The organism is Haloarchaeobius iranensis (assembly GCF_900103505.1).
Classification (GTDB): Archaea; Halobacteriota; Halobacteria; order Halobacteriales; family Natrialbaceae; genus Haloarchaeobius; species Haloarchaeobius iranensis.
On sequence record NZ_FNIA01000050.1, the window covers coordinates 1 to 7,742 of the forward strand.

At 55.2% G+C, this 7,742-nt stretch carries 4 protein-coding genes and 2 pseudogenes; 1 reads left to right on the plus strand and 5 read right to left on the minus strand.

From position 1 onward, the window contains the following. From BLT27_RS18595 to BLT27_RS18615, 5 genes and pseudogenes are all read right to left on the minus strand, one after another. Positions 1 to 261 (minus strand): annotated as a pseudogene (locus BLT27_RS18595) (IS5/IS1182 family transposase); the annotation flags it as partial. Positions 262 to 296: 35 nt separating this feature from the next. Next, the gene (locus BLT27_RS18600; protein WP_089736596.1) at positions 297 to 1,400 is read right to left on the minus strand and encodes an outer membrane protein assembly factor BamB family protein; all 1,104 of its coding nucleotides are present in this window, start codon (positions 1,398 to 1,400) and stop codon (positions 297 to 299) included. Between the two features lie 984 nt (positions 1,401 to 2,384). Further along, on the minus strand, positions 2,385 to 3,110 hold the full coding sequence (locus BLT27_RS19430) for a hypothetical protein (protein WP_139172430.1): 726 nt from the start codon (positions 3,108 to 3,110) through the stop codon (positions 2,385 to 2,387). Between the two features lie 2 nt (positions 3,111 to 3,112). After that, positions 3,113 to 5,341 carry a thrombospondin type 3 repeat-containing protein gene (locus BLT27_RS18605; protein ID WP_139172431.1) on the minus strand — a complete coding sequence of 743 codons (2,229 nt, stop codon included), beginning with the start codon at positions 5,339 to 5,341 and terminating at the stop codon, positions 3,113 to 3,115. A 396-nt stretch (positions 5,342 to 5,737) separates the two neighbouring features. Continuing rightward, positions 5,738 to 6,766: an FG-GAP repeat protein gene (locus BLT27_RS18615; RefSeq protein ID WP_175526524.1), complete on the minus strand. Its 1,029-nt coding sequence runs from the start codon at positions 6,764 to 6,766 to the stop codon at positions 5,738 to 5,740. A gap of 683 nt (positions 6,767 to 7,449) precedes the next feature. Here BLT27_RS18615 and BLT27_RS18620 point away from each other — a divergent pair. Continuing rightward, a pseudogene (locus tag BLT27_RS18620) lies at positions 7,450 to 7,742 on the plus strand (IS5/IS1182 family transposase); the annotation flags it as partial.

A 7,742-nucleotide genomic window follows, 5' to 3' on the forward strand; every position in this document is an offset into this window, starting at 1 on the left:
GAACGCTTTACACAACGTGGATGGAGCGGGGAGATCGGCCTTGCTGAGGCCGATCTCCCCGGTTATTTGTGGCATCTCCTTCAGCAGGTCAATCGTCATTCGGTAGGACGTATCGAGGTAAATCCGCAGACAGTGGAGGGAAACGAGGGCATAGTCGGCGAATCCGCCGCCACCTTCCGGGGCGGCGGATTCGTCTCCATCACCGGTAACAACTTGGGCAATCGGCACAATCTCACCAGTGAAGCGGGAGATTTGTGTCATAGGTAACCGAATCTCTCCGCTTCAACTCCTTTGATTTAGCGACCTATCTCGACGCCGTCTAGTGATTCAACACAGCCGGTCGACATCACTGGTATTTGTTCGGGTTCAGTAGCCCATTTCAGTTCACCAGTTTCGCTCTCGTATGCTGCCATGCGCGACGACCCAGAGTACACGTACAGTGTTTCTCCAGCAACAGAAGTTGCACTCGTTATCCAAGTCTCGGTTGTCAGTGACCAGTTTTCTGTCCCATCGCTTGCATTTATCGAGAACAACTTACCTGCAAGATTGCCTGCATATACGGATTCATCAGCAAGGACAGGCGTCGAAGACCGGAGTTCACCGCCTGTCGAGTACGACCATCTGGTTTCACCCGTTCTTCGATCGACGGCGAAAAGCGTTCCATCTTTACTACCAGCATACACATGTGAGTTATCGACAGAAGGTGCTGTGCGTACTCGTTCCGCCAGTGAAGACTCCCAAATTTGGCTCCCGTCGGATGTATCATACGCCCTGAGTTGGTCCTGTGAGACATACACGGCCGAATCTAGAACTGCTGGGGCAAGGTTCGATTGCGCTGGCCGACCGTGTGCGGGAGTAGACCAGCGCTGCTCGCCGTTCGATGCATCAAGACAGTGGAGTGCTCCATCGTCGGTCTGTATGAACACGTCGTCGCTGGCTAAACTGACAGCACTGAAACCAACGTCACCAGAGATGTTAGTTTGCCACTCTTCGTCCCCGGACTTCGAGACAGAGTAGACCGTCCCATTGATGTCCGCAACATATACCGAACCGTTCCGGATAGCTGGCGTCGACTGAATCGTTGTTGGACGTTCGAACGTCCACTTTCTGGACCCATCCGCAATGTCTACTGCCACCAGGCCATCAACCCCACTGCCGCTGTACACTGTTGAGTCTTGGACCCCCGGTGGCATTCCGATCGATATCTGCCCTTCCCACGAATTTCCCGGCACTCCACTTATTTCGACCCCATTCGGGACGTAGCAGGTGTTCTGAGCGTCATGGCCCCACTGTTGCCAGTCGCTTCCGGTGCTCGAATCAAGAATACCAAGACATCCAGAAGTCACACCAACTGCTCCTCCAACTGTGGCAACTATTTCTCTTCTCGTTAGGTCCCTCATTTTATGTCTTCCGGATTATTATCATTCAGTCTGGTTTACCAGTCGCGTCTGGCGCCTCATCAATCGGGCTATCTTCTGACCTAGTTGCATCGGTATAGAAGACAAAACACGACGCAATATTCGCTGGGTTCTCATCCCCTTTCGCGGAGCGTAATCGAACGGGAGTGTTCGGACAGCCAGCCACGCCCGAGAACGCACTTCCCAGTTCCCTCTGACCTCGAGTAAAATGAACAGACGACACCCGCACGACCACCTCGTATGCTGACCGAGCGCGTCCGCAGCATACTCCATATTCGGAGGGATGGACGCTCGGGCCGAACGGCGAGCAGGGTTTGCACCGACACGCCGTTCTCCCGAAACACGCGTCTCGACCGAGACCAGACGTACCGGTGAGAGTCGGTACTGGGCCCCCGGCTGGAATCGAGTGGAATACGCGCTCTCGGACTCTCGTTCGTATCAGAGTAGGAATCCGATTGACTCCATTCGGAGAACCCTCCCCCGGCGCTCACCTGCTATTCCACAGGGTGGAGCGAGCTACGATGAAGACAGCACCAGTCTGGTCGAAGTCGGGAAACTGCCCCTACCCGGGACTGGTCCCGTGGTGGTTGGCCACCCTGATAGCAACGTGTTCCCCATCGATAGCCGCTTCGGACCCGAAATGCGCATTCTGTGGGGTCTGTGGATCGACTAGCTTATTCTTGCGACCCCAGTCGTCAGCTGCTCTTCGGAGATACGCTGCCCCTCGGACCGAGAGCCACCCTGCGGAGAAAAATCGACTGCTCTTAGAACGTATGGAAGAGCTCGAGACGACACTCGAACAGAAGCAGGAACGGATCCAGGAACTCGAGAAGATGGTCGAAATGCTCCGAATCAATAGCACAGTAGGATTGTGTGTCAAATAGCTAAATACAGCGAATACGTGGCTCTATGCCCGGAATCGGGGTTGTGATGAACGTATGTGTCGATGGGGAAGTGTGTACTTCCCTACTTAATTAGATGATCCGCTAATTCTGCCGATGGGGTTTTCGTCGGTGCTACAGGCCGGTCTGATTTGACTATCATTACATGGCCTGTGTCTAATCTCTGTACACACCATGCCGGCGTGTCGAGCACGTGGTCGAAGCCACCAAAATCTTCTACAGTTGACTCAGACATAATCGTGAGCCATCCTATCTCCTGGATGTGCTTGGGTATTGGCTTTCCAGTCGGTTGGAGACCTTCGACCGGGTTCTGTCCGACCCATAGTGTTGAGTATGCATATTCAGGGTCGACGAAGGGGATAATTTCGACGAGTACATCGATTATCGTCTTGACACGACTTTCCACCGCAGCTTCAGAGTAGTCCCCAGCTCTTGATTGGTTTCCTACTTGTAACGGAAGCGTTCGGAAACTCACCATCACTCTGTGAGTTGGCCAATCTGAGGATTTGCTTCCAACAAATGATAGTTTTAAATCCGTCGATTGGGGCTCGTCATACCAAAAGGTGAGCTCACCTTTTTTTGATTTGGCTATCTTATCCACTACCGTTTCTACCTCGTTGTTCTGAACGTCGATACTGCTTCCGGATCCGTCCTTAGCCTCGTATTTTTCGAAGCGCTCTGTTCCACCGCTGGAAGTAGTCTTTAAACCCATCTCGATGCATCTATCGACAATTGACCTAACATCGGGATCCTCATCAGCTATGAACAGGATAAAGTATCTTTCATCCATATTTACAACTCTTTGAGTTCTTCGATCGTGATTACCTCAACAGTGGTACCTTCAGGTATATTGGCTTGTTCAATAGCCTCTTCAATAACAGTACCCTCGATATTTTCTGTTCGGCTTGCAATTATATATGTATCTCTGTTGCGAGTTACGACCTCTATTTTTTGTACTAGATCATCGATATCCTGCTGCCTTGCGCTCTCCGCAATTTCATCTGGCATGTTCTCATATGCGCTTTCATAATCTCGATTCTTGATTTCGATGCCTGTATCCTCATTTGCAAGATCTATATCAATCTCCGAGGCGACCTCATTTCCATCTATATCTGCCACTACGTTGAATTCGAGTTCTCGAACCTCGACTCCTGCATCAATTAGGTTAGTCGCAGCCTCTACCTCTCCGTCAAGTCCTTTAACATTATTCACACTACCTTTTCCTGCCCTGATGGCCTTGGCAAGGCCCTGAACACCGCCACCCTCATTCGCGAGGGTTGTTAAGTCATCTTGGATTTCGGGGACAGATCTCCGTGCTTGGGGCGATTCCGAATATAATTTATATGCGGATAGTAGGTCAGAAATATCTTCACTCCCTATATCCTCGACCGTATCTGTCAGTTCATATGCATTATTCGTTACTCGGAAGCCTTCTGATCCGAGTTCTCGAACCAATCGGGAAGCTGATTGTCGGCCCTCCGAATCAACCCGATTAAGGGTCTGAATATACTTCTCGACTTCTCTTGATTCAACGTCCGGGTTTTGATTATATACTCTTGCGACGGTTCTTCTGACTTCGGCGTTGAACCCCAGTAATTGTTCATATCTTGCACTATCAATATCATCAGACAATGCAGCCGCGCCACGGAACGCATCAGGGTCGATCGAGCCACAGTCGTCAGGCGTCGATTGTCGAACGATACCCCGGCCACTGTACAGGACAGACGGCGATGCAACCCCACAGGCGAACTGAGTCGCGGCTCCAATGTCGTCGTCGGACATCGCCCGCAGGTCGTCGTCGATGTCCTCGTCAGACCGGCGCAACAGTCGACTGACCTGACTCCGACTCGTCTCGGAGAGCCCACTCAGTCTGTCGAACCCGAAGCGCTGGGCACGCTGGGTCGTCCACCACTGCCGACCGACAGTCGCCGTCGACCCGAGCGTCTCCCGAACCAGGTCACCGTCGACGCCAGTCCGCCGTGCGAGACCTGCAGCAATCCGAGAGCCGGTTCGCGCGGCCGGAGCGGTCACGGTCCCGACTGCACGACCAGGGACGCGCTGCGCCCGCTGGTAGTAGCTCAGCGCGCGAGCAACGCGCGGCTGCGAGGCCAGCTCCTGCACTCTATCGAGCTGTTTGATCTTCGACCCCGCAGTCGCTCCCGTCGCCGAGAGCGCGACCTCGAAGGTGAGTACGCCGACGTAGTAGCCACGGGCGAAGTCGTTGGAGTTCTCGTGGGTCGCCTGGTCCGAGCGGATGTCGTAGTACGGGTTCGCCGTCCGCATGTCGTTCTGGTACTGCCGGACCATCAGCCCGGGGACGCGCTCTAAGTTCTGGGCGAGCGTGATGTACTGCTGGAAGTTCGTGAACTGTGCGAGGAACTCCTCGGGGTTCGTCAGCGCCTGCTGGATGGTCTCGCCCATACTCCCGGAACTCTTCGCGATACCGGAGGCCAGACCGAGCGCCGTCGCTTCCTGGGCGCTCAACGTCTCCAGCGCACCGAGTTCGCGACCAGCCTGGATGTAGAAGTTCGAGCTCGTGTATCCCGTCGTCGTCTGGGCGTTCCCGTAGCGGTCACCGACCGTCAGTCGAAGCGCGTTCGTCTGCAGGCCGTTGAGGAGTGCCTGGCCGAACCCGACGGTGACCGTCTGCGAGAGGAGGAACCGATCAGTCGGTCCGCCAGGGATACCGCGGTCGTGGTACGTCTCCCCGTCCACCGTGATGGTGAAGTTCGTGACCAGACTCGGGTCGGAGACCTCGGCCGTGATGAGGTACTGACCACGAGGGTTGGTGGGGTCGTCGACGTTCACGTAGTTCGAGTTGGTAACTCTGATTTCCGGCGGCGACACGTCGAACATCGTCGGATCCTCGCCGTTATCGAGTTCCTCAGCGTCGTCGAGTCGGTCCGTGTCCGAGTCCATCGCGGACGGGTCGGTCCCGAGGTCGCGCTCACGACCGTCCGAGAGTCCGTCGCCGTCGGAGTGGTTCGCGAGCGGGTCGCTCGTGACTGTCCGCTCAGTCACGTACTCGTCGGGCGAGAGCGAGTCGTTGACAAGCGCCTTCTGGAAGTTCTGTGCGTCCCCGCGGGTCGTGAGCAGCGTGGCTGTCCAGCCGTCGAGTTCGGTGCCGTCGTCGATGCCGTCGCCGTCCGTGTCCGCCGTGGACGGGTCGCTGCGAGCCGCGTGGGCGTTCGCACTGGCGTCGTAGGACCCCAGTTCGCGGCGGTCGTCGTCGCCGTCGCCGTCGGTGTCCGCGACTAGCGGGCCCGTCCCGACGTGGAGTTCCTCTGATCATGCATCTCGACCGAGAGCAGACGGACGGGGAGAGTGAACTTGGGAGCAGGAGTTACTAGAGTCTCGGCTCGAATCGAGCGGAATACGCACCGATTGATCTGTTCTGAAAAAGTCCCACTCCGACGCTCAGCTGTTATTCCCCAGCGCGGAGCGATCTACGACGAAGACAGCACCAGCTTGGTCGAAGGCCGAATACTGCTCCGACCCGGGACTGGTTCCGTGGTGGTTGGTCGCCCCGATAGCAACGTGTGCCTCATCTATGGCAACTGCGTTCCCGAAGTACGCGCCCTGTGGGGCCTGTGAATCGACTAGCTTATACTGGTGCGCCCAGTCGTCCGCTGCCGTTCGGAGATACGCAGCCCCGACGTACTTTGTGCCCATCGATTCCGCACGCGTCGCTCCCACTATCGACACACCGGAATCCAGCCCGACAGTAATTCCGTAGTGGCTTCCGCTCCCACTGTTCGCTGCCCAGAACTTCTTCACCTGAGTCACACCCGTCTCCGTAATAGAATAGAGGTACGCCGAACCAGCACCCGACCCGTTTGGATTGGAGTCATCCCTTGCACTGACAAGGACATGCGAATCAGTGATTGCCACCGCGTACCCGAACATGTCTCCTCTATCCAGATCATTCGGTCTAAGATCTGTGTGGTGGTTCCAGGCTCCCTCCTCGTTCCGGTACAGGTACGCACTGCCTGCAGACACAGCAGTTGAGGTATCTTCTGGAACACCGACAACCGCGTACTCCGAACTGCTGTCCGCAGCGATGTAGTTTCTGGGTTCGGAGGGGCCGGATGCTGGTAACTGTGCCACCTTCGTCCAGCCGTCAGTCGTGTGTTTGAACCAGTATATTTGTCTGGTGATTGAACTTGCGATCAGTGCTATATCGTCCACGAGTGAGATGGATGGAAGAGTATTCCCTTCGAATATCGGTGACTGCCAAATGACGCCACGGTGTGACCACGTTCCACCTGATTTTCTGTAGGCTCTGACGACGAGTCGTGATTCATTTTCCGAGTCCTGATACGTCTCTGCGATAAGTGCGCGGTCTCCCTGTAGAGCGATATCTACCCCAAACTCGGACCTTGGAGCGTTTCTTGGCGGGAAAATCGTCTCTGATCGGGTCCACGTACCGCTGGATTTGGTGAACACATCGACGGGAGGTCCCGGTCTTCCTAATCCATTCGAGCCGCCGACGAAGAGCGTGTCACCAGAGAGTGCGAGAGTGATGCCGAAATTTTCCGGTCTGTGTTCAATTTGGGGCCGGAGAAGCGTCCCAGTCTCTCGAAGGTCGATGACTGTCTGGTCCGGGTCGTTCCCCCCCAGTATCCCACTGAGACAGCCAGACAGCGTTGTGAGTGTGGTCGATGCACTCAGTGCAAGAACCGTTCGTCGTGATGGTGAATGGCCAGACATGATGATGAACTACTATTGCTTATTGTTTAGAGTCGGCTGGTATTGTAATACCCGACGAGAATCTCCGTATCTTCTCTTATGATGATGTATCTGTCATCAGGTAGTGCATCCCTTTGGACGTAGTAACGACCACTGACTGATGCAGCGGCTCGAATAGCATCTAACGACGTTGGGAGCCGATGTTCACCGCGAGTAGCTATCTCTGAAATGGCGACAATAGCAGTGAGACTGAGGTCACTGTATTGAAGTGCGGCGCGAGAATACACGAATTGCTTTGCTACACCTGTCGGGGACCCAACGAGGCCTGCATAGGATATCAGCATCTCCTGTAATTGGCTGGTCGATGCGTCGTAGTATTCACTGTGAGGGTGTCATAGAACGATTACCACACCAAGGAGCAGGGTGAACGCTGAGGTGGAATGAGTTCAGCGACCCTGCAAGATGCTCCTTCGGTAGAGACGTTCTTCAATGTCGCGGAGACCGAGACACTAGCGTTGTTTGAGCATCTCTCCTTCGAGTTTCTCGAAGAGTTCGACGTGTTCGCCCCGGCGGAGACGGGGCGAACACGAGATCACGAACCACCAGAGCTGATGCGTGGGTTCCTTCATTGCTACTACCACGATATCTACGGGATTCGCCCGGTTGAGCGGGAGCTTCGGAACACGGTTGTCTGGCTGAGCTGTGGCTTCGATCGACCGCCGTCGAGAGACGC

Coding starts and splice junctions, on each gene's coding strand:
- BLT27_RS18600 (WP_089736596.1), bottom strand. CDS start 1,400: ATGAGGGACCTAACGAGAAGAGAAATAGTTGCCACAGTTGGAGGAGCA.
- BLT27_RS19430 (WP_139172430.1), bottom strand. CDS start 3,110: ATGGATGAAAGATACTTTATCCTGTTCATAGCTGATGAGGATCCCGAT.